A 22,952-nucleotide genomic window follows, 5' to 3' on the forward strand; every position below is an offset into this window, starting at 1 on the left:
TAATGGGTGATCAGGCGGGCGCCATGAGGCGCGATATCTCAGGCGCGGGCCGGCGGCGCGCGGGGCAGCGAACCATGCCAGAACGGGGAGGCTGCCGGGTCGGAAGACGGCTTCGAGGCAAAGGCCGGGGCGAAAATCGGGAAACTGATCCCGATGGCGCTGGCTTCCAGCGCACCGCCGCCGGTGTGCCAATGGGCGCCCGTTGCGTCCTTGCGGTCCATGGCCGCAAGTGCGCGCAAAGGCTCTCGCTTGGTCAGGTGCGGAGTGTCGCTGGTCCTGTCGGCCGAAAGAATGCCGCGCGGGAACTGTACGTCCTTGACGACACTCGACAGCAGGCCGAACAGGGCGGCGATCAGCAGGGCGGCGGCAAAAACCGGCCAGCGCGACAGGTGGTTTTCCTGTTCACGTCCGTCTCTCATCCGCTTGTCCTGCGGAAACAGCGCCATCCGCATCAGCTCCGGAGCGTTAAAAATCCCGAAGTCTTGTGCTTCGGAACGGAATGCCGCCTTCTAAAGGAGTGGTTCGAGGCGGTCAATCTCCAGTAGGCCGGGAGCGTAGCGGCAGATTGCGGCGGCATTTGCGCCGATCACGGCATCGCGTCTCTGAAATCGGCGATTTTGCGGATCTGCCTGCACGAGACCACGAAGACGCGGCCTCTATTTGTGAATCGGGTCCTTCCACAGGACCTCTTCCGGCTTCTCGATGGGTTCGATGTCGAGATTGACGACGACCGGCTCCTGGCCGGAGCGGCAGAGCACGCATTCCAGCGTTTCGTCCGGACTGGCATTGATCTCCTGGTGCGGCACATAGGGCGGAACATAGATGAAATCGCCGGGTCCGGCCTCCGCCACGAATTCGAGGTTGTCGCCCCAGCGCATCCGCGCCTTTCCCTTCAGCACATAGATGATGCTTTCGAGATCGCCGTGGTGATGGGCGCCGGTCTTGGCGTTGGCATGGATGGTCACCGTGCCGGCCCAGATCTTCTCGGCGCCCGCGCGGGCGTTGTTGATCGCGGTCGCGCGGTTCATGCCCGGGGTCTGGGCGGTGTTCGGATCGAGCGAATTGCCGGGAATGACCTTCACGCCGTGCTCGCGCCAATCGACGCTGGAATGACCGTCATGGTCATTGTCATGAGGGTGGTGATGATCGTTGTGGCTATGGCTCAAGATCTGCTCTCATTGACTAGGACGGGGCTCACCAACTCTTGCGAGTAGGGGGTCCGCGAGCCCCTGACCGGCGTCATGCCGGCTGGAGGCCACGTAGCTTTGCTTGACGAGCATGATCAATGGGAACGCCCCAAATGTCAAAGACTTGGTGAGGAAATTATAACTTTCCTGTTTCAAATCAACGCACTGCCATGCTCGCATGGCCATCCTTGACCTCTCCCGCGTGAGGGGCGGATCGAACAGCCGCTTACCGGTTGCAACCCGGGCCGCGTCAGCCGTCGCCGCCGAAGTCGATCCTGCGAAGGAGCGTTAAACGCCCTGGATCAGCGGCAGGACTTCGATCGATCCCGCGTAGATCATGTCGAGCGCCACATAGACGATGACGGCCAGGCCCACATAGGCGATCCAGCGGAAGCGGGAGAGCAGTTGGGCGACGAAGTTGGCCGCCACGCCCATCAGTGCGATCGAGATGACCAGGCCGATGATCAGCACCGTGGAGTGCTCCTTGGCGGCGCCGGCGACGGCCAGCACGTTGTCGAGCGACATGGATACGTCGGCGACGACGATCTGGGTGGCGGCCTGGAAAAACGTCTTGTTGGCGGCCTTTTGTTTCGCCTCGGCGGCGGCATGCGCATCGCCGCCCTGGTCTTCGCGTAGTTCACTCCACATCTTCCAGCAGACCCAACCGAGCAGCAGGCCGCCCGCCAGCTGGAGCCCCTTGATCGCCAGAAGATAGGTGGCGACGACGGCGAAGACGAGGCGAAGCACGGTGGCGGCGGAAATGCCGAAGAGGATCGCTTTCTTGCGGAGGGCTGCAGGAAGGCCGGCGGCCGCAAGGCCGATGACGATGGCATTGTCGCCGGAAAGAACGAGGTTGATCGCAATGACCTCGAGGAGAGCCGCAAAGCCGGCCGCGGTGAAGAGTTCCATCATGAAGCGTGAACCTGAATCGGGATTGGATGAGATATGGGGCCGTGCTGATCTGCAGCCACGTTTGTGCAGATTGGTACAGGATATTTCGTCGCGCTTGGCAAGCCCATTTTCTGCATTCTGTCAAACGGCATTGTCCATTATTGAAAAATCCGGTTGTTGAAGAAGGCCGCAGGCGAGGAACGGCCTTCCCAGGCTTCGCCTCCACTTGCCGCGACTCACCTGCCTCCTATATGGCCTCACGGCGGAGCGGGTCCCAACCTGCCACTCACGGCGCGGTTGCGGCTTTGGAAGCTGTGGGGCAAGGTCCGAAGGTGAAGGAGACGTTGATGGCGCAGAAGGCCGTTGTGCTTGTCGTCGAGGATGAACCGCTGATCCGTTTCACCACGCTCGATGCGCTGGAAGAGGTCGGGCATTACGTGCTGGAAGCCGGCAATGCCGACGAGGCAATGGTGCTGTTCCGCAACCGCGAGGATATCGACATAGTCTTCACCGACGTCAACATGGCCGGGTCCATGGACGGCATTCAGCTTGCTCAGCGCATCCGGGCAATTCGCCCGAGCATCGGCATCATCATCACCTCGGGCGTTGTCAGCCTGGATCCGATGCTTCTGCCGGCCAACACGGTGTTCCTGCCCAAACCCTATCAGCACGACATGCTGCTGTCCTCGATTCACGAGATGATGCCGGGCTGAACATTGCCGGGCCGAGGGGGGACGGCGGAACCAGGTGCCACGGCTTCCGGTTGTCTCGTTCGATCAACCGGAGGAACTTCCAGATGCTGACGAGTCCTTGCAGCAACAGGTCCCGTCCGGGAGCTCGCCGCCGCCGGGCAACTTTACTTTCGCCGGATTTGTCGTCATCAATCCCCGCCATCTCAATCCGGAGGAGAGCGCATGACGATCGAAGAAGACATTGCGAAGATCGCGGAACAGGAGAGGGCACTTGTCTTCGACCGGTTCGACCTGGGCACTGCCTGGGATCTTGGATCGCTGCTTCGCCATAGGGCTGTCGAGCAGGGCCTGGGCGTTGTCATCGACGTGCGGCTGCATTCGATGCCGGCCTTCTACACGGCATTGCCGGGCACGACCGCAGACAACGAAAACTGGGTACGCCGCAAGCGCAATCTGGTGCTCCGGTTTTTCCAATCGAGCTACGGGATCGGACGGAAGCTCGAGCTCCAGGGCGATACGGTAGAAAACCGATACGGCATTTCCTCGGCGGACCATGCGCCGCATGGCGGCAGCTTTCCGATCAAGGTCGCCGGTGTCGGCTGCATCGGGGCGGTGACGGTGTCCGGCCTGCCGCAGCGCGAGGATCACAACATGGTGGTAGAAGCCCTTGCCCGGATGACCGGCAAGGATATCTCCACACTCCGTCTCGGCTAAGGAGATATGCTATGGCGCAAGCCGACATAAAGAAACCCGAGGAAGTTTTCACCTTCTGGTTCAAGGAACTGACCCGCAAGGACTGGTTCGAAAAGAACGAGGCGCTGGACGAGGCGATGCGAAGGCATTTCGCGGCTACTCATCTTTCGCTCGCCCGCGGCGAGCTCGATGCCTGGCGGACGTCGCCGGAAGATCGCCTCGCGGCGGTGATCGTACTCGACCAGCTTTCCCGCAACCTCTATCGCGGCACCCCGCTGGCCTTCGCAACGGATTGGCTGGCTCTGCGTGAGGCAAGGCTGGCGATCGAGGAGGGCGCGGACATGGCGGTTCCGGCCGAGCAGCGTGGCTTTTTCTACCTTCCCTTCGAACACTCGGAAACGCTCGCCGATCAGGATCGGTCGGTGGAACTGTTCGCCTTGCTGGGTGATGCGGATTATCTGGATTATGCGGAACGTCACCGTGCGGTGATCCGCGAATTCGGCCGTTTCCCCCATCGCAATGCGCTGCTGGGCCGGGAATCGACCGCCGCCGAGCTCGAATATCTGGCCAAGCCCGGCGCCGGTTTCTGATCGTCAAGCAACTATCGGCGGAACATGCGTGCGACGGCGATCAGGATGCATGCCCCGATGAAGCCGGCGATCAGGTAGCCGATCCAGCCGCCGAGCACGACGCCGAAGACGCCGAGAATGGCATTGGCGATGATGGCGCCGACGATGCCGAGAATGATGTTCATGATCAAGCCCATGTCGCTTTTCATGAACTTTTCGGCGAGCCAGCCGGCAAAACCGCCGATGATGATGGCTGCGATCCAGCCGATACCTGCCTGTTCCATGATTTACCCTCAGTGATTGGTGGGACGGGGAAACGCGAAGAAATGGTCCAGGTTCCAGGAATTGTTCCACTTCCTGGAACCTGGAACACAGCATTCCTTTTCTTCGCCCAGAAGTCACTCTATTTTCGCGCGCGAATCCGATCGAAAGACAAAAGAGCAGACATTTGACAGAGCTTCCCACGACCGGCCCTTCAACCATTCGACAGATGACGCGCGTGCTGGTCGCAGCGCTCATGATCGCCGCTGCTCAGCTGGGCGCGTCATCGCATGTGTTCGCCCAGACGCAACAGCAGGCGCAGGGACAGCGCCAGGAGCAGGTGCCGCCGGACGTCACGCTCGATTCGATCAATTCGGACATGAAGGGCAAGTTCGACACGATCCGCCAGCAGCTCGACAGCTTCCGCAACCGGATCCAAAGCGACGCCGACGACGATGCACGTCTTGCGGAACTCAGGGTCCAGGCGGAAACGATCGTCGGCGAAATGCGCTCGGCGTCGGATGCCATGCGCACCCGCGTCGAACAGATCCAGGCCCGCCTCAAGAGCCTTGGCGAGCCGCCGGCAGCCGGCCAGCCTGCGGAAGCGCCCGCGGTCGTTGAAGAGCGCAATCGGCTGCTGAACGAGCGCTCGGAGCTTAATCTTATCGTCGATGACGCCGGCCAGCTTTCCAACAGCGCCAACCAGGTCGCCAACACGATCACCAATCTGCGCCGCACGCTGTTTACCCAGACGCTGTTCCGCCACACCGAGCTATCCGGCGAATTGTTCGCCGATGCCGGCAACGCTTTTGTCGCCGAAGTCCGGAATTTCGGCTCCACATTCAGCGGCTGGATCAGTTTCGTCTGGAAATTCAAGAAGCTGCAGCTGCTGGGAGCCTTGGCGCTGTCGCTCGGCGCGGCCATGCTCTTCCTGTCCGGAGGATACCGGCTGTTCGGGCGCTTCATCCGGCGAAACGATAGTGAGCATCCTTCCTACATTCGCCGTTTGTCGGTGGCGTTCTGGTCGACGGTCATCCAGACCGTGTCTCTGGCGGCTTTCCTGGTCGCCTCCTTCCTGTTCCTCGACGGTTTCAACGTCCTGCGCACAGACATCACGCCGATCGTGGTGACCTTCTTCGGCTTCGTCTGGTTCGTCAATTTCGTCTGGAAGCTCACCTATGGCGTATTGGCGCCGGGCGAGCCGGAATGGCGACTCGTCCGCATCACCAATCGCGGCGCCCGCCTGCTGACGCTCGCCGTACTCGCCATGGCGATCGTCAACGGGCTCGACTATCTGCTCGGCGCGATCAGCGAGGCGCTGAATTCGCCGCTGGTTCTGACCATCGTCAAGAGCCTGCTCGCGTCGGTGATCATCGGCCTGATCCTGATCGCCATCTCCTTCGTCCAGCCGCGGCTTGTCGAGGGGGAGGATCCCGATGGGCCCGGGCATCGGTGGCCGCGCTTCTTTCCGCTGTCCCTTCGCATCATGGGCCTGCTCCTGATCCTGTCGGTGCTGACGGGATATGTGGGGCTTGCCCGGTTCGCCTCGACCCAGATCGTGCTGACCGGTGCGGTGATCGTGCTGATCTATATCGGGCTCCTGTCGGGCAGGGCGATTTCGAAACAGGGGGCGTTCACAGACACGGCTGTCGGGCGCCGGCTCGCCGAGCGCTTCAATTTCGGCGAGGTTTCGCTCGACCAGGCCGGGCTTGTCGCGGGACTTGGCATCTATGCGTTTGCGCTGATCCTCGGCATTCCCCTCATCCTGCTGACCTGGGGTTTCCAGATCGCCGATATCGAAGCCTGGATCTACAGCTTCTTCACGCAGATCCGGATCGGCAACATCTCGATCTCGATCGTCGGCATTCTCGGCGGCATTCTGCTTTTCGGTCTCGGTTTCGTCGTCACGCGCTGGATACAGAAGTGGATCGACGGCAACGTGCTGGCGCGCAGCCAGGTGGATCTCGGCGTCCGCAATTCGGTCAAGACCGGCATCGGTTACCTCGGCATCGGGCTTGCGGTCATCGTCGGCGTCTCGGCCGCGGGCATCGATCTCTCGAGCTTCGCGCTGGTCGCGTCCGCCCTGTCGGTCGGCATCGGTTTCGGTCTCCAGAATATCGTCTCGAACTTCGTGTCCGGCCTGATCCTGCTCGTCGAACGGCCGTTCAAGGTGGGCGACCATGTGGTGACCGGGGCGACGGAGGGTATCGTCAAGCGCATTTCGGTACGCGCCACAGAGATCGAGACGTTCCGCAAGCAGTCGATCATCGTGCCGAATTCCGACCTCATTAACTCGCCGGTCGGCAACTGGACGCATCGCAACAGGATCGGGCGTTCCGAAGTGCCGGTCGGGGTAAATTACAATGCCGATCCGCAGAAGGTGATGGATATCCTTCTGGAACTGGTCGATCAGGTGCCGGAAGTGCTGCGCAATCCGGAACCGCACGTGGAGTTCCTGAGCTTCGGGCCGTCGTCGCTCAATTTCGAACTCAGGTTCCACTTGGCCGACATGGGCGAGGGCTTGAGAATCCGCAACAATCTCAGGATCGCCATCCTCAGGCGGTTCAGGGAGGAGGGGATCGAGATACCGTTCCCGCAGCAGGAAATCATCTTTCATCGCGGCAAGCCCATCCTGCCGGCGGAGAGCGACGCAAGAGGGGGCGCATAACCGTCCCTCCGCTCGAGCCCGCGCGGCCATTCTGATGGCCGTCGCGGGCTGGCTCTTGCCATGTCGTAATCAGGCGTTTGGCCCGCCTGCCGGAATTGCATAGTCCCTGCAGTTTGCGAAAAGGCCGCACGAGGCCGAAGAGGGGTTCATTCCATGAAGACACATGCACGGGCGGTGGTGATCGGCGGCGGCGTGGTCGGAGTTTCGACGCTTTATCATCTGGCGAAAAAGGGCTGGAGCGACGCGGTCCTGATCGAACGCAAGGAATTGACCTCCGGTTCGACCTGGCATGCGGCGGGGCTTCTGCCGCTCTTCAACCTTTCCTATTCGGTCGGCCAGCTGCATAAATATTCGGTGCGGTTCTATCAGGAACTGCAGGAAGAGACCGGCATGAATGTCGGTTTCTCGAAAGTTTCGAACATCCGTCTTGCCCGCACAAAGGACCGCTGGGAAGAGTACATGTATTATGCCGGGATCGCCGAGACGATCGGTGTCAAGGTCAATATCCTGACGGCGGAACAGGTGAAGGAGATCTGGCCGCTCTGCGAAACGGACGGCATTCTCGGCGCCATCCAGCATCCGGACGACGGCTATATCCAACCGGCCGACCTTACCCAGGCGCTCGCCAAGGGTGCGCGCGACCTCGGCGCCACGATCTATCGCAACACGACGGTCACCGCCATCGAACAACAGCCGGACGGGCTCTGGAAGGTGACGACTGACAAGGGCGAGATCACGGCCGAGCACATCATTTCCTGCACCGGCAACTTCGCCCGCAAGACCGGCGAGATGGTCGGCATCAACATCCCGGTCATCCCGGTCGAACACCAGTATATCGTCACCGAGCCGCATCCGGCGATCCAGGAACGCAAGGCCAAGGGCCTGCCGGAAATGGGGGTCCTGCGCGAATCGGACTCATCCTGGTACATGCGCGAGGAAAATGGCGGCCTGCTGCTCGGCCCTTACGAGGTCGGAGCGCCCGTCTGTTACGTCGATGGTCCGTCCGACGAGAGCGAATACGAGCTCTTCAACGAGGAACTCGACCGGCTGATGCCCTATATCGAGACAGCCATCGTCCGGGTGCCGGCATTCGGAGAGGTCGGCATCAAGAAGGTCTACAATGGCGCGATCGCCTATACCCCGGACGGATCGCCGATCGTCGGCCCGGCTCCGGGCCTCAAGAACTTCTGGCTGAACGAAGGCCATTCCTTCGGCATCACCGCCGCCGGCGGTGCCGGCTGGCAGCTCGCGGAATGGATCGTAGACGGCGAGCCGACCGTCGACATGATGGGCGTCGATCCGCGCCGTTTCGGGCCTTACGCAACGGAAGGCTACCTCATCGAGAAGAACGAAGAGGCCTATGCCAATGTTTTCACGATGCATTATCCGGATGAAGAGCGTTCCGCCGCGCGTCCCTTGAAGACGACGCCGGTCTATGACCGGCTGAAGAATATGGGTGCCGTGTTCGGCTCCGTCTACGGCTGGGAACGCGCCAACTGGTTCGCGCCGGAAGGTTATCAGGTGCCCGCGGAAGACCTCGGCGTCGGCGCCGATGTGCTGACGGGCCACAATCACGCGCCGGCGCTGGAAGATGGCCGGATCGTCGAAAAATGGTCCTTCCGTCGCTCGAACTATTTCGACCATGTCGGCAACGAGGTCAGGAACGTCCACGAGAATGTCGGCGTACTCGACATGTCGGCCTTCGCCAAGATGGAAGTCTCCGGCCACGGCGTACGTTCTTTCCTCGACTCGATCTTTGCCAATGCCATCCCGAAGAAGCGCGGCCGTATCGCTCTCTGCCACCTTCTGACAAAACAGGGTGGGGTGCGCTCCGAATTCACCGTCTACGAATGGGCGCCCGATCGCTTCTATCTCGTGTCGGCGGGAGCCTATGAGGCGCATGACCAGGATTACCTGCGTAAACTCGCGCCGACAGATGGTTCGGTCAAGCTCACTCAGATCACCCAGAAGTTCGGCGTTCTGGTTCTGGCCGGCCCGAAGTCCCGGCAGGTTCTGAAGAAGCTCACCCGCACCAGCCTCGACAACAAGGATTTCCCCTGGCTTTCCGGCAAGGAGATTTCCGTCGGCATGGCGTCCGCCCATGCGCTGCGCGTCAACTTCGTCGGGGAACTCGGCTGGGAACTGCACCACCCGATCGAGATGCAGAACTACATCTTCGACAAGCTGATGGAAGCCGGTGCCGAATTCGGTATCAAACCCTTCGGCATCCGCGCCATGCTCTCCATGTCGGTCGAGAAATCCTACCGGCTGATCCCGCGCGAAATGTCGATCGAATACAATGCCTATGAGTCCGGCCTCGACCGGTTCATCAAGACCGACAAGCAATTCCTCGGCAGAGAAGGCCTGCTCTCCTACAAGGAGAAGGGATTGAAGTGGAATTTCTGCACGCTGGTCATCGAGGGCGCCAATGATGTCGATGCCCGCGGGTCGGAGGCGATCTACAACGAATCGGGCGAACTGATCGGCCGTGCCACCAATGGCGCCTACGGCTGGCGAATCGGCAAGTCGTTGGCGCTTGCGATGGTCAAGCCGGGCTATGCCGAGACCGGCACCAGGCTCAAGATCAAGATTCTCGGCAGCCTTTACAATGCCAGCGTCGTGCCGGAAAGCCCGTTTGACGGCGACAATACCGCGCTGCGGGCCTGAAAACCGGCTGAAAGTAAGAAGTCGTTGACGTTAGCGGGCGGTCCTCGGGCCGCCCGTCCCGTTTTGATACCGTAGCGCCGCTCCGATTAACGGTTCTGCAAACCGTTTCGACTACGGATGTTATCAGAGGGGATAATATCTTATTCGATAAGGGGCACCATGACATTCCTCGGTATCTCCGGGATGCAGTATTCCGGCCAATCACTGGCAAATTCCCGCATCCTGCTTGCGGAAGATTCCAACGTGTTTACATCGATGATCGGGACCAGGCTCAAGGAGCTGTTCGGCATCGAGGTCGAGATCTGCCGCAACTTCGAGGACTTGCAGTTCGCCTATGACCGCTCCGCCGAGCCGGTGATGCTGGCGATCTCCAATATCAATCTGCCAGGCGCGGAAAACGGCGAAGCGCTGGAGTATCTCGTCGATCTGTCGATCCCGACAATCGTGTTTACCGGGACCTTCCATGAAGAAACCCGCGACAAGCTGCTGACCAAGGACATCGTCGACTATATCCTCAAGGATAACGTCTTCGCAGTCGAGATGCTGGCCGAATCGGTCTGCCGGTTCCTCACCAATCATCGCCACCACGTGCTGATCGTTGACGACAGCCCGACTGCGCGGGCGCTGCTCTCGAGCCGTCTGAAGCGCTACAATTTCCGTGTCAGCGTTGCGGAGAACGGTGCCAAGGCCTTGGATATCCTCAAGAAGAACTCGGATATCGGCCTCGTCGTCACCGACTACAACATGCCCGATATCGACGGTTTCGAACTCACCCGCCGCATCCGTTCGGTGCGCGGCTCGCACGAACTCAGGATCATCGGCGTTTCGTCCTCGTCGAACCGGCTGCTTTCGGCCCGTTTCCTGAAGGCCGGCGGCAACGACTTCATGCTGCGCCCCTTCATCGACGAGGAATTTTACTGCCGCGTCAACCAGAACCTGGATACGCTGATCCAGATCCGATCCATGCAGGCAAGACGTCAGGAGACGGCGGTGAAGAACGTCGCCTGATCCCTAGGGGATTCCGCATGCCATATCTTCTGAGCCAGCATTTCCGGGAGAAGGGACGCCCGACCCACGGTTTGGCGGCGCCGTCGCGCATCCAGATGGAGGCGGTCGGTCTGGCTGCTGATCCGCTGACCGGTTTTGCCAGCCTGAAGGAGTTTTACCGGCTTGGCGAACCGTTGGTGAGCAAATGCCTTTCCGAGGGAATATCCTGCGCCGTCGCGATCGTGGACATCGACCATTTCCGGCGATTGAAGGATGTTCATTGCAAGGAAACCATCGCTCAGGTCCTCAAGGCCACCGCCGCTAGGCTTAGTTCCGCGTGCGGCGGCAAGGGGCATCTTCTTGCCCGGCTGGGTGACGAAGAGTTCGGCATGCTGCTGCTCGGTCTCGACGGAGCCGCCGCGACGGAGTTGTGCGAGAAGCTGAGGCTGGAGATCGCCGGCATCCGGATCCTTTTCGGCGATATCGATTTTTCGATTACCGCTTCGATCGGACTGGCGGAAGTCGGCGGCCCGGAAACGTTCGACAATTACCTGAATGCCGCAGAACAATTCCTGTTCATGGCGAAAAGCCATGGCCGGAATAGAGTGTTTTCGGACTATACGATCGTGCTGCAGGCGGCAGGCTGACCCGCCGCAATCCCACGGCTCAGGCCACGACCCCGGTGCGCGACGTATTCATATTCAGCTTGCGCTCGGCCCGTTCCTGCTGCGGCGAACGGTTATAGACCTCGCGATAGCATTTCGAGAAATGCGACGCGGAGACGAACCCGCAGGCAACCGCCACCTCGACCACGGGCATCGATGACTGTACGAGCAGGTGCCGCGCCCGGTCGAGCCGGATCTCCAGATAATAGCGCGCTGGCGAGCGACCCATTTCCTGGCGGAACAGGCGTTCGATCTGGCGCCGGGAGAGGCCCGCATCGTCGGCGATCTCCACCAGCGACAGCGGTTCGGAGAGGTTGTTTTCCATGACCTCGATAATCGACAGGACCTTGGCGTTCTGGACGCCGAGGCGGGCCCGCAGCGGCAGGCGCTGTCGGTCGTGCGGGTTGCGGACGCGGTCCGTCAGCTGCTGTTCGCACACCCGGTTGACGAGGTTCTCGCCAAAATCCTGGCTAATCAGGTTGAGCATCATGTCGAGCGAGGCTGTACCGCCGGCGCAGGTATAGAGGTTCGAATCGACTTCGTAGAGATCCGCATAGACTTCCGCCTGAGGGAATGCCTCGGCAAAGCCCGGCAGGTTCTCCCAGTGGATCGCACAGCGCTTGCCGTTCAGCAGCCCGGCCTGGGCGAGCACGTGCGCCCCGGTGCAGAGACTTCCGACGGCAATGCCGCGGTTATAGGTTTCTCTCAGCCAGGCGTTGACCGACTTGTTGTTGAATTCCTCGACGTAGACGCCCGAGCAGACCAGAACCATGTTGGGACGGTTTTCGCCGGAGAGGTTGCGACGTTCTTCGGCGAGTGAGGAGTTCACCTCGATGCCGATGCCGCTCGAGGAGTAGACTTTTTCGCCATCGGCGGAACAGAGCCGCCAGGTATAGGCCGAGTAGCCGAGCATGCGGTTGGCGATTCGCAGCGTCTCCACCGCCGCAGCAAAAGGCAGCATGGTGAAATGTGGAACAAGAAAAAAGACGAGAGAGCGCTTCGCTGCCGGGCTTTTGGTCATCACATTCATGCCGTCATTCCCCTTGTTCGTGACCGTACATTGCGGCCCGCTTTTCTTCAAAAGCGACATTGGCACGGGCAAAGTCGGCGGAGAAGGGCTTTTGACGACAGGCTCATAACATTTTTGCGACATGGATGGGTCGCAGACGTAATTGCCGGAGGGAGCGGGCTAAAAGCGTGTCGCAGACAAGGCGGCCCGCCTCACTGATGCGAGGGCGGGCCATGGGGCGGGAGGGTTATCGGCGATGCGGTGCGGCATTTGTCGTCGGCCATCCGATGTCCTTGCGGATTTCTGCCGGCAAACCTTCCAGCATTCTTTCGGTCTGGCGGCGACGCCATTGATCGCGAAGCCTTAGCGCCACAGTCAGGGCAGGGCGGATGAGCGAGGCGAACGATGACGGCCGGAACCGGGAGCGATCGCTCTCCTGATAAGTAATCATAGTCATGTCGGTTCTCCTTGGGTGTCTCATGGAACAACGCTCAATCGGGACAATGAACGCCGTCAATCCATCAATCAATCGGATGCGTGTTATGCGTCTCATGAAATTCTGTGTTGTATCGACGCTCGCTTCCGATGTTTTTGACTATGCCGCTCGTTTGACATTCAATCAAACGAAATGATATGGTGTTTAAGTTCAGAATTATTGATAGAGGCTGACATGACTGTTCCATTCCGCCCGCCGCTTCCGTTGCTCGATAACGATGTACTGCGCACGTTCGTGGCGATTGCCGAAACCGGCAATTTTTCGACCGCGGCCGAAGCGGTTCTGCGCACGCCGTCGGCGGTCTCGATGCAGATCAAGAAACTGGAAGAGCAGTTGAAGACGACGCTCTTCCTGCGCGATGCCCGCTCGGTGTCGCTGACGCAGCACGGCGAGATGCTGCTCTCCTATGCACGGCGCATGCTGGCGCTCTCCAACGAAGCCGTTTCACGTTTCGTCATGCCGGAACTTTCCGGCGTGGTCCGCCTGGGTGCGCCGGACGATATCGCCGAACGCCTGCTGCCGAAGGTCCTCAAGGACTTCGGCGAGAGCTTTCCGGGCATCATGGTCGATGTCACCGTCGACATGAGCCTGGCGCTCAGGAAGCGCATGGACGAGCAGCGGCTGGATCTTGCTCTGATCAACTGTGCCACCCGGCCTTTCTCGACGGCCGGTGAGATGATCCATACGGAACGACTGGTCTGGGCCGGCGCGAAATGCGGAACCGCCTATCTGCGCGATCCGCTGCCGATCTCGGTCTGGGAGGACGGCTGCGTCTGGCGACAGGATGCGATTGCCCAGCTCGAGAAGCACAAGCGGACCTATCGGATCGCCTATGCGAGCGCCCATACGATGGCGCAGCGCGCCGCCGTTTTGTCCGATCTCGCTATTGCGCCGTTCCCGCGCTCCTATGTGACCGAGGACATGCAGATACTCGGCGCGAAGGAAGGCCTGCCGGAATTGATCAATTTCGATATCCGGCTGTTGACCGCGCCGCAGCTTTCCGTACCCGGCAAGGCCGTGGCGGAAAGCATCCGCGAGGCGTTCGGGTCCATGGTCGCCGCTGCGGCCTGATGTTATTCGCGGCCGCGGCGACGTCTGCGGCTGCCATCCCCCGAAGCTTCGGCCAGCGCCTTGCGCTCGGGCAGCGTCACGACCGATGCCAGCTGCGGGAAAGGATCGACCTTGTTCGGCAGAGCCATGGCATGCACGAAATGCTCCTGGAATTTCGGTTCGAGTGCCGTCTCGATCTTCTCGATCCTGCGGACGGTCTCCTCGATCTCGCGACGGTAGCCGCGGTTCAGCAGGCACATGCGCGCGCCGGTTCCGGCAGCATTGCCGACCGATTTGACGCGGGAGAGGTCGCAATCCGGGATGAGACCCAGCACCATCGCATATTTCGGATCGATGAACGTGCCGAAAGCCCCGGCAAGCCCGATACGATCGACATGGCCGATCCCCTGCTTGTCCATCAGCAGCTTCACGCCGGCATAGAGAGCCGCCTTGGCGAGCTGGATGGCCCGCACGTCGTTCTGGGTCACGGTGATGCGCTGCTCGCCGTCATGCACGAGATAGGAGAAGGTCCGGCCGTTCTGCAGGATGCGCGGCGAGCGCTCAGCCATTGCGCCGTCCACGACGCCGTCCTCCGAAATCAATCCGGCAAGGTACATTTCGGCAATCACTTCGATGATCGCCGAGCCGCAGATGCCGGTGATGCCGGTCGCGGCTGCAGCCTCCGCAAAACCCGGCTCGTCGGACCAGGGTTCGACGCCGATCACCCGGAAGCGCGGTTCGAGGGTCGCGGCATCGATGCGGATTCGTTCGATGGCGCCGGGTGCGGCGCGCTGGCCGGATGATATCTCGGCGCCTTCGAAGGCGGGACCGGTCGGCGAAGAGGCGGCGACGACGCGGGCCGAGTTGCCGAGCAAGATTTCCGCATTGGTGCCGATATCGACCAGCAGCATCATTTCGTCTTGCCGATGCGGCCCTTCCGACAGGGCTGCCGCCGCGGCATCCGCGCCGACATGACCGGCGATGCAGGGCAGGAGATAGGTCCGCGTGCCTTCGTTCATCGACAGGCCGATCTCGGAGGATTTGACTTCGACCGCGCCGGAAACGGCAAGCGCAAAGGGGGCTCCGCCGAGTTCAGTCGGATCGATGCCGAGGAAGAGGTGGTGCATGATCGGATTGCCGACGAAGACGCTGTCGAGGATGTCGGTGCGCGACACGCCGCCTTCAATGCAGACCTTGTCGATCAGCCCGTTCAGCGCCTCGCGCACGGCCAATGTCATCGCCTCGCGGCCATCCGGGTTCATCATCACATAGGAGACACGGCTCATCAGATCTTCGCCGAAGCGGATCTGCGGGTTTGACGTGCCGGCAGACGCCACGGTGCGACCCGACAGCAGCGACGACAGATGCATGGCGATCGTCGTCGAACCGATATCGCAGGCAATCCCGTATGCCTCGTTCTTCAGGCCGGGATAGAGCGCGACGAGGCGGGCGCGTTCGTCGTCCCGGTCTTTGTGAATTGCCGCCGTGACCTTCCATTCGCCCTTGCGCAGGATCTGCTGCACTTTCGGAATCAGATGGAAATCGACGTCGAGATCGTCGAAATGCCATTCGCTGGCAAGCGCCGCTTTCAGTCGGTCGAGATCGCCGAGCGGCTTTTCCATGTCGGGCTCTTCCACCTCGACATAACACATGCGGATCGCCGGATTGCGGTCGAAGACCCGCTCGTCGGCCGCCTTGCGGACCACCTGCGCATTGATCACCGTATCCTGCGGCACGTCGATGACGAGATCGCCGAGGATCTGGGCGGAGCAGGAGAGGCGGCGCCCCTCGGGGAGCCCGCGCACGCGGTCGTAACGCTCCTCCTTCGGGCCGACGGGCGAGAGATGATCATCGGACGAGGTGATGCCGTGCTTGGCGAAATTGCCTTCCTGCACGGAGACCTGGCATCGCCCGCAGGTCGCCCGCCCGCCGCAGACGCTCTCCACGTAGACACCCAGTTGGCGCGCGGCATCGAGCACCGGCGTGCCGGCCGGAAACCGGCCGCGCTTGCCGGATGGCATGAAGAGGACGAGGGGATCAGCGGTCATAAGGGCTACAATTCAAGGGGTATGAGTTTATTTGCGGACAGTCTGTTCGAGCGCTTCGCGGATCAGTCGCGTATAGGGAATACCCCGTTCCTTGGCCTTGGCCTTCACGGCGCGCAGAAGAGGTTCCGGCAGCCGCATGTTGAGCTGGGCGGACTTCTTCTCGAATTCGAAATGCGTCGGTTTGAAACCGGAGAGATCGTATTCGGACAGGTCAGCCGCATCGACGAAGGCCTCGGCTTCCGCGTCGGAATGGAAGACGGGCATCTTCTTAAGGTCATCCTTGCTCATATCGTCTTATCTCCCGTTCGTGCATGTATCGGGCGCTGATCGGTCGTATGTAGGCTCTCCCGTCGATTTCCCGGAGCGCAAACACGACGAATACGTAGCGGCCGCTTTCCGCGATTCCGATGGCGCGCATCCGCTGTTCGCTCTCTTCGGGATCCCGGTGAACGGCGGGAGCGTTTTCAAACACACTCTCGATCTCATCCTTGCTGAGGCCGTGCCTGGCACATTTCGGCCAATTGCCGTCATCCCAATCAAAGCCTGAAATCCCGCGCATGCGCTATACTTTCATATATGCTTTTGTATATACAAATGTAAAGAGTTCAGCTGTGGTTACTCCGTCCGCGCTCCGGCGCCGGCGCGCGCCGCCCGGCCGCCCCGTCGGCCGCTTGCCGCCGACGTTGCCGGTGAGGCTGCCGCCGCGCCAGCCTCGGCCGGCTTGTAGTCCCGATAGGTCATGATCCAGTTGCCGCAATTCTGATCCGTGCCGTTCAGGACGTTGGCGGCGCGCACGGCTTCCATCTCCTGCGGCCGGCAGGGGTTCATGATCGCCGAGGTCATGCCGGCGCCGATTACCATCGGGATGAAGCCGGCATTGATGCCGTGGCGATGCGGCAGGCCGAAGGAGATGTTGGAAAGGCCGCAGGTGGTGTTGACCTTGAGTTCGTTTCGCAGGCGATACAGCAGCGCGAAGACCTGGCGCCCGGCATCGCCCAACGCGCCTATCGGCATCACAAGCGGATCGACGACGATGTCGTGCGACTTGATGCCGTAGTCGGCGGCGCGCTCGACGATCTTCTTGGCGACCGCGAAACGGACATCCGGATCCATTGAAATGCCGGTCTCGTCGTTGGAGATCGCTACGACCGGCACGTCGTATTTCTTGCAGAGCGGCAGGATCGCCTCGAGTTTTTCCTCCTCGCCGGTCACCGAGTTGACGAGCGGCCGTCCCTTGGCGACCTTCAGCGCCGCCTCGATCGCCGCCGTCACGGAACTGTCGATCGACAGTGGCACGTCGACGAGGCCCTGGACGATTTCGAGCGTCTGCACGAGAAGCCCCGGTTCGGTCTCGTTGGGATTGACCGAGGTGACGCCGGCATTGACGTCGAGCATGGTGGCGCCGGCCGCGACCTGTTCCAGCGCATCCCTGATGACCGTGTCGAAATTGCCCTCGACCATCTCGGCCGCGAGCTTCTTGCGGCCTGTCGGGTTGATGCGTTCGCCGATCACGCAGAAGGGCTGGTCGAAGCCGATCACGATCTCCCGGGTTGCGGATGCGACGATGGTGCGGGTCATGTCTTCCTCCAGGCGCGCGACGCGGCGCCAAACGATGTGCTTTTCTGAACGTCAGGCGTTATCGCGGCCGCCGGCCTTGACCAGCGCGACGAGTTTTTCCCTGTCGTAGGCTGTTTCGAGCTCGGCGGCCGCCCTGTCGGCCTCAGCTTCGAGGTCGTCGGAAACGGGTATTGGCTCGGCCTTGCGCCATTCGGCGAGGTAGTCATCGGTGCCCGCCGCGCCGCTGCGCATCGCGCACATGTCGATCGCCTCGGTGAAGCGCAGCGACAGTTCCCGCTTGGCGGTATGGCGGCCCTTCTTGATGATCACCTGCGCCGGAATATCCCGCCAGAAGACGACGATTCGGTCGGCCATGAACTCCTCCGTGTTGAGGCGCAGCATGCACGGGCGCGGCGGGCAGGACTGCGCTTGCCACGACGTCGCACACGGCCAATTACGACGTGGAAGGCCGGAGGTGCTTTACCAGATGCGCCTACCAGATGTTTCGGGTCAGCCCGTGGTAGACCCAGGTCCAGACCGGCGGCGGGAAGCGGAGTGCCGAGAGGCCCTGCGGCTGGTACGGCATGAGCGTGCCTTCGATGGCGTCCCTGAGTGCGCGGACGCTGATGTCGACGGATGAAGCGGTCAGCAGCAGCGGATAGGTGGCGAGCGTATCGGCGCGCGACGGCGTTACGCGGTTCTCGTAGAGTGTCCCGCCGGTATCGATGCCCTTGTCGACCAGATGCACGGTCGCGCCGAAATTCTTCTCGTCACCTTCGACGCGCGACCAGTAGCCGCCCATCTGACCGCGATACATGGGATTGATGCCGGCATGGAAGTTGATGACGGGGCAGGGCATTGCCGCAAGGGTTGCCGGCGACAGGATGCGGCAGGATATGGTGAAGATCGCGGCCGGCTTCAGGCTTGTCACCGCCGCGTGACAGGCCGTGTCGTTGAGCGATGGCACATGGGTCACGGGGATGGCCGGGTTCTGCTCGACGGAATGGCCGTAGTCGCGGATGATGTCGGCGGAGCGCCTTGCCGCCACGCTCTTGGTCAGCCGCGAGGCGATCATCGTCGCGAGCTGGCCGAGCGCGGTGAACCAGCCGAACCGCTTGGCGCGACGCTTCAAGAGCGTGCCCTTCGATTCCGGCGGCTCCTCGATGACATGCAGGTCGGGAAAGTGTTTTGCCAACGCGTTGATCATCACCTGCGGGTTCACGCCGCCTGACGTCATCACCACGATCCGAGAATTCCGGTCCTGCATCGATCCCTCCGCAAAAAGCGCAGGGCCGCACTCTTCCGCCGAAGGCCCGAAGAAACGGTTAAACCGAGCGTAACGCCTGCGTGAGGTCGCCGTAGCCGGTGAAGCGATATTCGTATTCCAGGCCGAGATATTCGGCGGCCCCACGCGCCTTTTCCTGAAGGACCTTGTCTTCCTCCTGGCTGAGATAGACGAGCTTTCGGTAATTGCCGAAATACACGTCCTTCAGCTGCGGATGGCGGTCGAGGCCGAGCGGTTCGATGACGAAGGCCTCGAACTGGCGGGCGAGAAAGTCGGTGAGGAAGAAGGAGAACAGGTCGTCGTCGGCTTTCGCGGCAAAGGCGTCGTTTCCGGCGAAGAACGAATAACAGTGCGGGCCCTCGATGCGGGCGATGCCCTCGCGCTCGCAGAGCCGGTCGATGTCGCCGCCGGTTCCGCAATCCGCATAGGCGAAAAAGATCTTTTCGAAGCCGGCTTCCCGCGCTTCGGCGACAGCCTTTTCGAGCCCCGGCACGATCTTCTGCGGATAGGCGTGCCAGATCGCCGGCAGACAGTTGAGATCGATATGACCGAGGCCTTGTTGCCTGGAAACGGCAAGGATTTCCCTGGCGATCGCCCCGCACGCGATCACGTGAACTTTTTCGCGAGTTGGACGTTCCTTTGCCGGAAATTCCATTTCCGTCACAATCTCATCTCTCTCCATCGGAGTATTCTATCATGACGGCCAAGACAGTCACGGTGATCGCCGCTCTTCTCGCGACGATGGTTTCACTCACTTCCTGCGGCAATACCATTCGAGGCATGGGCCAGGATGCGGCCAATACCGTCAATGCCACGCAGGACGCGGGCCGCCGGGTCGATCGCGCCGCGCGCTAGGACGCCGCCGTCAGCAGGCCGTTCGGCGCCTCAGGCGCCGGCGGCAAGGCTGTTGTGCTTGCGGCGGATATATTCCTTTGCCGTTTCGACGGCGACCGCCGCATCGCGGCAATAGGCATCGGCGCCGACCGCCTTGCCGAATTCCTCGTTGAGCGGCGCGCCGCCGACCAGCACGATGTAGTCGTCGCGCATGCCCTTTTCCTTCAGGGTGTCGATGACGACCTTCATATAGGGCATGGTCGTGGTCAGAAGTGCCGACATTCCGAGAATATCCGGCTGTTCCCGCTCGATCGCCTCGAGATAGTTTTCGACCGGATTGTTGATGCCGAGATCGACGACGTCGAAGCCCGCACCCTCCATCATCATGCCGACGAGGTTCTTGCCGATGTCATGGATGTCGCCCTTGACGGTGCCGATCACCATCTTGCCGAGTTTCGGAGCGCCGGTCTCGACCAGAAGCGGACGCAGGATGAACATGCCGGCCTTCATCGCATTCGCCGATAGCAGCACTTCCGGCACGAACAGGATGCCATCGCGAAAATCGATGCCGACGATGCGCATGCCTTCGACCAGCGCCTTCGTGAGGACGTCATATGGCGTCCAGCCGCGTGCGAGCAGGATATTGGTCGCCTCCTCGATCTCCTCCTTCAAGCCGTCGTAAAGATCGTCGTGCATCTGCTGCACGAGTTCCTCGTCTGAAAGTTCCGCCAGGATGATTTCATCGTCGGACATGCAATGCTTCCCTTCGTTCGAGGGGCCGGTTCGAAGGCCGGCAAATCAGACGTTTACCGTCCCGACTATCTGTACCTTTATTTCGCTTGGCAATTTCTTTCGTATGCGACAGCGGCGCGTCGGAAAAACGACGCAAGATCACGGCGTGATGTCTGTCCTGTACAAACCCGTGACGCAGAAAGGCGGGGCTGTGCTTGCGCTTGAGCCTAGCATGACGCATCAAAAAGCTTGAGGCGCTTTTTCAAAGCGGAGGCGAGGAACATCATGGACGATTTGACCCCAGAAACGGAACCGGCAGGCAGCGGGGCTAGACGCGGTCGCGGCGAGCGGGGAGCGGCGGGCCGCCGCGCGGCCCGCGCAGGCAACGGTCCCGGTCTTTCCTTGCCCTATATCACCCGGAGAATCGGCGTCTACGAAGTGCTGGACGAGGAGGGTCTGGCTCTCATCGAGCGCAATGCGGATCTCATCCTCGAAGAGATCGGCATCGAATTCCGCGAGGACGAGGAAGCGCTCGATCTCTGGGCCAAGGCGGGGGCGGATGTCCAGGGCCACCGGGTGCATTTCCCCAAGGGCCTCTGCCGCGAGCTCCTGAAGACTGCACCGAGCGAATTCACCTGGCATGCCCGCAACCCGGAGCGCAATGTCCAGATCGGCGGCAAGGCGACGGTGTTCGCGCCGGTCTACGGCCCTCCCTTCGTGCGCGACCTCGACGGCAAGCGCCGTTATGCGACGATCGAGGATTTCCGCAATTTCGTGAAGCTCGCCTACATGGCGCCGTCGATGCATTCGTCGGGCGGCACGGTCTGCGAGCCGGTCGACGTGCCGGTCAACAAGCGGCATCTCGATATGGTCTACAGTCACATCAAATATTCCGACAAGCCGTTCATGGGATCGGTGACCGCGCCGGAGCGCGCCGAGGACACGGTCGCCATGGCGAAGCTGGTGTTCGGCGACGAATTCGTCGAGAACAACTGCGTCACCCTGAACCTCATCAACGCCAACTCGCCGATGGTGTTCGACGGAACCATGCTCGGCGCGCTGAAGGTCTATGCGCGGCACAACCAGGCCTCCGTCGTGTCGCCCTTCATCCTGTCCGGCGCAATGAGCCCGGTGACGGTGACCGGCACGCTGACGCAGATCCTGGCCGAAGTGCTGGCCGGCGCGGCGCTGACCCAGCTGATCCGCAAGGGTTCGCCGGTTCTGTTCGGCACGTTCGCAGCGTCGATCTCGATGCAGTCGGGTGCCCCGACCTTCGGTACGCCGGAACCGTCATTGGTCTCTTACGGTGCAGCCCAGCTTGCGCGTCGTCTGGGCCTACCGTTCCGCACCGGCGGTTCGCTCTGCGGTTCCAAGGTTCCGGACGCGCAGGCGGCCCACGAATCGGCCAATACGCTGAACACGACGCTGCTTGCCGGCACCAATTTCGTGCTGCATGCCGCAGGATGGCTGGAAGGCGGGCTGGTGTCGTCCTACGAAAAATTCATGATCGACCAGGACCAGCTCGGGATGATGCAGAAGATGGCGCAGGGCATCGATTTGTCCGAAGAAGGCCAGGCGCTCGATGCCATCCGCGAAGTTGGTCCGGGCAGCCATTATCTCGGTTGCGCCCACACGCAGGCCCATTTCCAGACGGCCTTCTATCGTTCGGCGCTGATGGACAACAACTCCTTCGAACAGTGGGAGATCGAGGGCGAGAAGCGGATCGAACAGCGCGCCAACGCGCTCTGCCGTTCCTGGCTCGACAGTTACGAAGCGCCGCCGCTCGATCCCGCGATCGACGAGGCATTGCTCGCCTTCATCAAGGATCGCAAGGATTCGATGCCCGACGCCTTCACCTGAAGAGAGCCCGATGCCGCCAGGGAGCAAGGCGGCGCCAGACTGGTCGCCGATTTTATCCAGGAGGGGGTCTGGCGACCGCATTACAGATACCAGGGGCCTCGGTGAGGCCGCCTTCACCGGTTCTCGATGGGATTGCCGCGTCGCTTGAAGAGCACGGCATCCTGATCCGCGGTGTGGTGAATTTCGGACCGGGCGAGGGGCCGTTGCTGGGCGATGGCTCCCTTGCCCGGGCCGTCGTATTGCTTGGCAATGTCGGCGGTTCGATCTGGCCGGCATTTACGGAATGGCGAAAAGCCCACGACGGTCCCGATCCCCTCGACACATGGTCGAAGACGCTGATCCGGCCGCTCGCGGAACTGCTCGGAGCCGCCGCCTATTTTCCGTCCGATCCGCCCTGGCAGCCGTTTCAGCAATGGGCGATGAAGGCCGAAGGCTTGAAATCGTCGCCGCTCGGCATCCTCATCCATCCGGAATTCGGGCTCTGGCACGGCTATCGCGGTGCTCTCGGTTTTCCGTATGCGATAGAGAATTCGCCTGATGGAGCCGAGCATCCTTGCGAGAGCTGCGCGGATAAGCCCTGCCTGTCGGCCTGTCCCGTCAATGCGGTCAGCCTGTCGGGCTTCGACATTCCTCGATGCCGAGCCTATCTTGCCAGCGACGCGGGCAAGGCGACGTGCATGGTTTCCGGCTGTGTCGCCCGCAATGCCTGTCCGGTCGGTGCAAGGTATCGCTACCCGCCGAAGCAGCTCGAATTCCATATGGAAGCGCTGATGCGCTGAACTTGAAATTTTTTCTGGACCT

Annotated in this window: 25 protein-coding genes; 11 read left to right on the forward strand and 14 right to left on the reverse strand. The window is 61.4% G+C overall.

The window, feature by feature from the left end:
• Positions 1–38: 38 nt before the first annotated feature.
• The 3 genes from ACSQ8R_RS08450 to ACSQ8R_RS08460 all read right to left on the reverse strand — a co-directional run bounded on the left by ACSQ8R_RS08450 (position 39) and on the right by ACSQ8R_RS08460 (position 2,096).
• On the reverse strand, positions 39–419 hold the full coding sequence (locus ACSQ8R_RS08450; RefSeq protein WP_436252930.1) for a hypothetical protein: 381 nt from the start codon (positions 417–419) through the stop codon (positions 39–41).
• Between the two features lie 237 nt (positions 420–656).
• Positions 657–1,166, reverse strand: a complete 510-nt coding sequence (locus tag ACSQ8R_RS08455; RefSeq protein ID WP_436252931.1) for a cupin domain-containing protein — start codon at positions 1,164–1,166, stop codon at positions 657–659.
• A 309-nt stretch (positions 1,167–1,475) separates the two neighbouring features.
• Positions 1,476–2,096 (reverse strand): YjbE family putative metal transport protein, encoded by a 621-nt coding sequence (locus tag ACSQ8R_RS08460; protein WP_436255417.1) that lies wholly within the window; start codon positions 2,094–2,096, stop codon positions 1,476–1,478.
• A gap of 329 nt (positions 2,097–2,425) precedes the next feature.
• Here ACSQ8R_RS08460 and ACSQ8R_RS08465 point away from each other — a divergent pair, with 329 nt between their 5' ends.
• The 3 genes from ACSQ8R_RS08465 (at position 2,426) to ACSQ8R_RS08475 (ending at position 4,053) form a co-directional block, all read left to right on the forward strand.
• Entirely contained in the window at positions 2,426–2,791 is a 366-nt protein-coding gene (locus tag ACSQ8R_RS08465; RefSeq protein WP_436252932.1) for a response regulator, read from the forward strand.
• A 201-nt stretch (positions 2,792–2,992) separates the two neighbouring features.
• On the forward strand, positions 2,993–3,484 hold the full coding sequence (locus ACSQ8R_RS08470) for a heme-degrading domain-containing protein (RefSeq protein ID WP_436252933.1): 492 nt from the start codon (positions 2,993–2,995) through the stop codon (positions 3,482–3,484).
• Between the two features lie 11 nt (positions 3,485–3,495).
• Positions 3,496–4,053 (forward strand): DUF924 family protein, encoded by a 558-nt coding sequence (locus ACSQ8R_RS08475; RefSeq protein ID WP_436252934.1) that lies wholly within the window; start codon positions 3,496–3,498, stop codon positions 4,051–4,053.
• Between the two features lie 11 nt (positions 4,054–4,064).
• Here the strand turns inward: ACSQ8R_RS08475 and ACSQ8R_RS08480 are convergent, their stop codons facing one another.
• On the reverse strand, positions 4,065–4,316 hold the full coding sequence (locus tag ACSQ8R_RS08480) for a GlsB/YeaQ/YmgE family stress response membrane protein (protein ID WP_436252935.1): 252 nt from the start codon (positions 4,314–4,316) through the stop codon (positions 4,065–4,067).
• Between the two features lie 164 nt (positions 4,317–4,480).
• On the opposite strand from ACSQ8R_RS08480, the gene ACSQ8R_RS08485 reads away from it, so the two are divergent.
• The 4 genes from ACSQ8R_RS08485 to ACSQ8R_RS08500 all read left to right on the forward strand — a co-directional run bounded on the left by ACSQ8R_RS08485 (position 4,481) and on the right by ACSQ8R_RS08500 (position 11,262).
• On the forward strand, positions 4,481–6,961 hold the full coding sequence (locus tag ACSQ8R_RS08485) for a mechanosensitive ion channel domain-containing protein (RefSeq protein WP_436252936.1): 2,481 nt from the start codon (positions 4,481–4,483) through the stop codon (positions 6,959–6,961).
• Between the two features lie 153 nt (positions 6,962–7,114).
• Entirely contained in the window at positions 7,115–9,628 is a 2,514-nt protein-coding gene (locus ACSQ8R_RS08490) for a GcvT family protein (RefSeq protein ID WP_436252937.1), read from the forward strand.
• Between the two features lie 159 nt (positions 9,629–9,787).
• Positions 9,788–10,636: a response regulator gene (locus tag ACSQ8R_RS08495; RefSeq protein ID WP_436252938.1), complete on the forward strand. Its 849-nt coding sequence runs from the start codon at positions 9,788–9,790 to the stop codon at positions 10,634–10,636.
• Between the two features lie 17 nt (positions 10,637–10,653).
• Positions 10,654–11,262 (forward strand): GGDEF domain-containing protein, encoded by a 609-nt coding sequence (locus ACSQ8R_RS08500; protein WP_436252939.1) that lies wholly within the window; start codon positions 10,654–10,656, stop codon positions 11,260–11,262.
• Positions 11,263–11,281: 19 nt separating this feature from the next.
• Here ACSQ8R_RS08500 and ACSQ8R_RS08505 read toward each other — a convergent pair whose 3' ends face one another.
• On the reverse strand, positions 11,282–12,301 hold the full coding sequence (locus ACSQ8R_RS08505; protein WP_245363193.1) for a GlxA family transcriptional regulator: 1,020 nt from the start codon (positions 12,299–12,301) through the stop codon (positions 11,282–11,284).
• Positions 12,302–12,536: 235 nt separating this feature from the next.
• Positions 12,537–12,746 (reverse strand): hypothetical protein, encoded by a 210-nt coding sequence (locus tag ACSQ8R_RS08510; RefSeq protein WP_436252940.1) that lies wholly within the window; start codon positions 12,744–12,746, stop codon positions 12,537–12,539.
• Between the two features lie 171 nt (positions 12,747–12,917).
• Here ACSQ8R_RS08510 and ACSQ8R_RS08515 point away from each other — a divergent pair, with 171 nt between their 5' ends.
• A complete protein-coding gene (locus tag ACSQ8R_RS08515) occupies positions 12,918–13,856 on the forward strand; it encodes a LysR family transcriptional regulator (protein ID WP_436252941.1) in 939 nt (312 codons plus the stop codon).
• 2 nt (positions 13,857–13,858) lie between these two features.
• Here ACSQ8R_RS08515 and ACSQ8R_RS08520 read toward each other — a convergent pair whose 3' ends face one another.
• From ACSQ8R_RS08520 to ACSQ8R_RS08550, 7 genes are all read right to left on the reverse strand, one after another.
• The gene (locus tag ACSQ8R_RS08520; RefSeq protein WP_436252942.1) at positions 13,859–15,883 is read right to left on the reverse strand and encodes an ASKHA domain-containing protein; all 2,025 of its coding nucleotides are present in this window, start codon (positions 15,881–15,883) and stop codon (positions 13,859–13,861) included.
• Between the two features lie 27 nt (positions 15,884–15,910).
• Positions 15,911–16,171: a CopG family antitoxin gene (locus ACSQ8R_RS08525; protein ID WP_436252943.1), complete on the reverse strand. Its 261-nt coding sequence runs from the start codon at positions 16,169–16,171 to the stop codon at positions 15,911–15,913.
• On the reverse strand, positions 16,158–16,442 hold the full coding sequence (locus ACSQ8R_RS08530) for a BrnT family toxin (protein WP_436252944.1): 285 nt from the start codon (positions 16,440–16,442) through the stop codon (positions 16,158–16,160). Before ACSQ8R_RS08530 ends, ACSQ8R_RS08525 begins: the two co-directional genes overlap by 14 nt.
• 56 nt (positions 16,443–16,498) lie before the next feature.
• Complete coding sequence (locus tag ACSQ8R_RS08535) at positions 16,499–17,461, reverse strand: methyltetrahydrofolate cobalamin methyltransferase (protein ID WP_436252945.1); 963 nt, start codon at positions 17,459–17,461, stop codon at positions 16,499–16,501.
• A 51-nt stretch (positions 17,462–17,512) separates the two neighbouring features.
• Positions 17,513–17,815 carry a virulence factor gene (locus ACSQ8R_RS08540; protein ID WP_436252946.1) on the reverse strand — a complete coding sequence of 101 codons (303 nt, stop codon included), beginning with the start codon at positions 17,813–17,815 and terminating at the stop codon, positions 17,513–17,515.
• Positions 17,816–17,933: 118 nt separating this feature from the next.
• Positions 17,934–18,707, reverse strand: coding sequence for a formyl transferase (locus ACSQ8R_RS08545; protein ID WP_436252947.1), 774 nt, complete (start codon positions 18,705–18,707; stop codon positions 17,934–17,936).
• A gap of 58 nt (positions 18,708–18,765) precedes the next feature.
• Positions 18,766–19,407, reverse strand: a complete 642-nt coding sequence (locus ACSQ8R_RS08550) for a DUF1638 domain-containing protein (RefSeq protein WP_436252948.1) — start codon at positions 19,405–19,407, stop codon at positions 18,766–18,768.
• Positions 19,408–19,421: 14 nt separating this feature from the next.
• Between ACSQ8R_RS08550 and ACSQ8R_RS08555 the strand changes: the two genes are divergently transcribed.
• Positions 19,422–19,580 carry an entericidin gene (locus ACSQ8R_RS08555; protein WP_436252949.1) on the forward strand — a complete coding sequence of 53 codons (159 nt, stop codon included), beginning with the start codon at positions 19,422–19,424 and terminating at the stop codon, positions 19,578–19,580.
• Positions 19,581–19,610: 30 nt separating this feature from the next.
• On the opposite strand, the gene ACSQ8R_RS08560 is transcribed toward ACSQ8R_RS08555, so the two are convergent.
• The gene (locus tag ACSQ8R_RS08560; protein WP_210009604.1) at positions 19,611–20,312 is read right to left on the reverse strand and encodes a corrinoid protein; all 702 of its coding nucleotides are present in this window, start codon (positions 20,310–20,312) and stop codon (positions 19,611–19,613) included.
• A gap of 264 nt (positions 20,313–20,576) precedes the next feature.
• Between ACSQ8R_RS08560 and ACSQ8R_RS08565 the strand changes: the two genes are divergently transcribed.
• The gene (locus ACSQ8R_RS08565) at positions 20,577–22,151 is read left to right on the forward strand and encodes a trimethylamine methyltransferase family protein (RefSeq protein WP_436252950.1); all 1,575 of its coding nucleotides are present in this window, start codon (positions 20,577–20,579) and stop codon (positions 22,149–22,151) included.
• 101 nt (positions 22,152–22,252) lie between these two features.
• A complete protein-coding gene (locus ACSQ8R_RS08570; RefSeq protein WP_436252951.1) occupies positions 22,253–22,930 on the forward strand; it encodes a ferredoxin in 678 nt (225 codons plus the stop codon).
• Positions 22,931–22,952: the final 22 nt, after the last annotated feature.

Origin of the sequence: Neorhizobium sp. LjRoot104 (genome assembly GCF_964253725.1) — a bacterium.
GTDB lineage: Bacteria > Pseudomonadota > Alphaproteobacteria > Rhizobiales > Rhizobiaceae > Neorhizobium.

What these genes read in the sequence shown, in the direction of transcription:
- ACSQ8R_RS08450 (WP_436252930.1), bottom strand. Translation starts at nt 419, where the DNA reads ATGAGAGACGGACGTGAACAGGAAAACCACCTGTCGCGCTGGCCGGTT.
- ACSQ8R_RS08460 (WP_436255417.1), bottom strand. Translation starts at nt 2,096, where the DNA reads ATGGAACTCTTCACCGCGGCCGGCTTTGCGGCTCTCCTCGAGGTCATT.
- ACSQ8R_RS08465 (WP_436252932.1), top strand. Translation starts at nt 2,426, where the DNA reads ATGGCGCAGAAGGCCGTTGTGCTTGTCGTCGAGGATGAACCGCTGATC.
- ACSQ8R_RS08470 (WP_436252933.1), top strand. Translation starts at nt 2,993, where the DNA reads ATGACGATCGAAGAAGACATTGCGAAGATCGCGGAACAGGAGAGGGCA.
- ACSQ8R_RS08475 (WP_436252934.1), top strand. Translation starts at nt 3,496, where the DNA reads ATGGCGCAAGCCGACATAAAGAAACCCGAGGAAGTTTTCACCTTCTGG.
- ACSQ8R_RS08480 (WP_436252935.1), bottom strand. Translation starts at nt 4,316, where the DNA reads ATGGAACAGGCAGGTATCGGCTGGATCGCAGCCATCATCATCGGCGGT.
- ACSQ8R_RS08490 (WP_436252937.1), top strand. Translation starts at nt 7,115, where the DNA reads ATGAAGACACATGCACGGGCGGTGGTGATCGGCGGCGGCGTGGTCGGA.
- ACSQ8R_RS08495 (WP_436252938.1), top strand. Translation starts at nt 9,788, where the DNA reads ATGACATTCCTCGGTATCTCCGGGATGCAGTATTCCGGCCAATCACTG.
- ACSQ8R_RS08500 (WP_436252939.1), top strand. Translation starts at nt 10,654, where the DNA reads ATGCCATATCTTCTGAGCCAGCATTTCCGGGAGAAGGGACGCCCGACC.
- ACSQ8R_RS08505 (WP_245363193.1), bottom strand. Translation starts at nt 12,301, where the DNA reads ATGACCAAAAGCCCGGCAGCGAAGCGCTCTCTCGTCTTTTTTCTTGTT.
- ACSQ8R_RS08510 (WP_436252940.1), bottom strand. Translation starts at nt 12,746, where the DNA reads ATGACTATGATTACTTATCAGGAGAGCGATCGCTCCCGGTTCCGGCCG.
- ACSQ8R_RS08515 (WP_436252941.1), top strand. Translation starts at nt 12,918, where the DNA reads ATGATATGGTGTTTAAGTTCAGAATTATTGATAGAGGCTGACATGACT.
- ACSQ8R_RS08520 (WP_436252942.1), bottom strand. Translation starts at nt 15,883, where the DNA reads ATGACCGCTGATCCCCTCGTCCTCTTCATGCCATCCGGCAAGCGCGGC.
- ACSQ8R_RS08525 (WP_436252943.1), bottom strand. Translation starts at nt 16,171, where the DNA reads ATGAGCAAGGATGACCTTAAGAAGATGCCCGTCTTCCATTCCGACGCG.
- ACSQ8R_RS08530 (WP_436252944.1), bottom strand. Translation starts at nt 16,442, where the DNA reads ATGCGCGGGATTTCAGGCTTTGATTGGGATGACGGCAATTGGCCGAAA.
- ACSQ8R_RS08535 (WP_436252945.1), bottom strand. Translation starts at nt 17,461, where the DNA reads ATGACCCGCACCATCGTCGCATCCGCAACCCGGGAGATCGTGATCGGC.
- ACSQ8R_RS08540 (WP_436252946.1), bottom strand. Translation starts at nt 17,815, where the DNA reads ATGGCCGACCGAATCGTCGTCTTCTGGCGGGATATTCCGGCGCAGGTG.
- ACSQ8R_RS08545 (WP_436252947.1), bottom strand. Translation starts at nt 18,707, where the DNA reads ATGCAGGACCGGAATTCTCGGATCGTGGTGATGACGTCAGGCGGCGTG.
- ACSQ8R_RS08550 (WP_436252948.1), bottom strand. Translation starts at nt 19,407, where the DNA reads ATGGAGAGAGATGAGATTGTGACGGAAATGGAATTTCCGGCAAAGGAA.
- ACSQ8R_RS08555 (WP_436252949.1), top strand. Translation starts at nt 19,422, where the DNA reads ATGACGGCCAAGACAGTCACGGTGATCGCCGCTCTTCTCGCGACGATG.
- ACSQ8R_RS08560 (WP_210009604.1), bottom strand. Translation starts at nt 20,312, where the DNA reads ATGTCCGACGATGAAATCATCCTGGCGGAACTTTCAGACGAGGAACTC.
- ACSQ8R_RS08565 (WP_436252950.1), top strand. Translation starts at nt 20,577, where the DNA reads ATGGACGATTTGACCCCAGAAACGGAACCGGCAGGCAGCGGGGCTAGA.